The organism is Zeaxanthinibacter enoshimensis (genome assembly GCF_004362865.1).
Taxonomy (GTDB): Bacteria; Bacteroidota; Bacteroidia; order Flavobacteriales; family Flavobacteriaceae; genus Zeaxanthinibacter; species Zeaxanthinibacter enoshimensis.
In genome coordinates this window covers 1-1,975 of the sequence record NZ_SNYI01000011.1, presented here as the reverse complement: position 1 = coordinate 1,975, position 1,975 = coordinate 1, and the positions used below count along the sequence as shown (strand labels likewise).

At 36.6% G+C, this 1,975-nt stretch carries 2 protein-coding genes; both read right to left on the bottom strand.

Annotated elements, in window-relative coordinates; translation table 11 throughout:
• Positions 1-215: 215 nt before the first annotated feature.
• Complete coding sequence (locus CLV82_RS14655; protein WP_133645113.1) at positions 216-914, bottom strand: DUF6843 domain-containing protein; 699 nt, start codon at positions 912-914, stop codon at positions 216-218.
• A gap of 262 nt (positions 915-1,176) precedes the next feature.
• Positions 1,177-1,686: a hypothetical protein gene (locus CLV82_RS14650; protein WP_133645112.1), complete on the bottom strand. Its 510-nt coding sequence runs from the start codon at positions 1,684-1,686 to the stop codon at positions 1,177-1,179.
• Positions 1,687-1,975 lie beyond the last annotated feature (289 nt).

The following is a 1,975-nucleotide window of genomic DNA, read 5'->3' as shown; positions in this document are numbered from 1 at the left end:
GATTTGGATTTAGCAGCCCTTTCATTTCTTCGCGCGAGAAATGCTTTGAATTGATGTAGACTACCATGCGCCATGAAAAATTGCTTACAACGGTCTCGGGTATGAAACGTAGGGCATTTCGAAGCTGCTTACTTGTCCCCCGAGACAAAGCTTGCTAAGAAGCTGAAACTTGCGGAAACCACTGACCGCCCTATGTTTTATACCCATTGTTGTGCCTAGTTTATTATTTCTTTATTACAATTCTGTACGAGACTGTCGGTTTCATTTTCAAATCGCTTTAAATAATGAAAGTCAAAGTATTCGTTTCGATTTTTTTTTGAAGACACGGTTAAAAACATATAGCTAAACTCTGTCTCAGGCTTAGGGTGATTAATGTGTTTTGAGCCCATTCCGCCTAGCCAAACTCCTGTAATTGTCGAATCTGGCTTTTTTGGTTCACTGTCCCAATACATGTACAAATCTCTTTTAGGAATTTCTGTTTTTACTCCATTTTTATCAAGGAAATAGTACTTGTGGTTTACGTATTCTGTCTCAATTTCTCCTTGGTAGAGTAGAATGCCATTATCAGGAAAGATTAATTGCTCTCTCCCATCAATAATTTCTATTGGTTCTCCACAAGCCATGTCCGAAACAATTATTGCTCTTCCTTTAAAGTCACTTGGAAAGACCATGTCGATTTTTTGAGCAGTCGCAGTTCCAATTGTACCCGAGAGGTAAAAGAAGAGTTGCATTCCTGGGTACCGAGCCAAAACAGGTGTAATAGTCCAAAGAATTTTCGTTTTAAGAGACTTTTTCGATATTAGAACTAGGATGACTCCTATTAAAAAGACTGGAACGGTAAAAATCAACCAATATGGATTCAGTGAACCAATGAAGGTCAATATTATTAATCCAATTCCTGTCTTGAATTTCATTTTTTCAAATTAGGCACAACGGTCAGGGCTATGCGCCGTAGCGAATTTTGACAGTTGTTTGGATCTTACCCCTGGCTATCCCAGGAGATCAGACTGTGAGTTATCTTCCGAAGATCACCATGCCCTGGTCTTTCCAAACAACTGGCTTTCGCAAAGCGATAACCGATTTATTTATTTTTTAAATATAGAGTAAATATTCTTGAGTGCAGGAGGGAAGCTATGGCGTATAGCCGATGTTAGCCAAAGTACTTTTTAGTTTCGCCTAATAATTGGGTCCATATATCTTTCCCTTTTTGTGCTGTCTAAAATTCATAACTAAAATATAAGCCAGCATCACAATTGTGAATGCATAAATGGTGTTATCAAATAAAATCCATAAAATAAAGTCAAGAATCATTCCTACAGTTGCATAGGCTAAATAGATCAAATATTTAATTTTCCCTCCCGCAAAAGATAATCCATAATGGCGATTCATGAATTCTCCTATTACCGTTATGTACTTTTTAAACAAGTAAATAGAATCTTCCGCACTTACTTTTTCATCTATGATAAGATCTAGGTATTCTTTTATTAAATTTTGATTTCTTACAAGATTGATTTGATAAAGTTTATTACTCAATATTTTCTTATTCTTAGGCGGTAGAAAAATATGCGCCACAAAATTGCGAACTGATTGAAAATGGAATGAACTTTTTTGATTTTTGGAAAGAGTAGATTCTAATGAATCAAGTTTATCTTTAATTTCTAGTTCTAGATCTTTTATTAACTCCACTGAACTTGCTAGAATTGGGAAATTGGATTTGTATTTTGGCTAACGGTCAGGGCTATGCGCCGTAGCGGATTTTGGGAGTTGTTTGGAACTAACCTTAGGCAAGCCCAGGTAGTCATACAAGGAGTTATTTTCCGAAGATCACCATTCCCTGGTCTTTCCAAACAACTGGCTATCGCAGAACGCTAACCTGGTTATTTTTTTAAATATAGAGTAAATATTCTTGAGTGCAGGAGGGAAGCTATGGCTCATAGCCGATGTTGGCAAACGTTTTTACTTTGCTTTTATAATC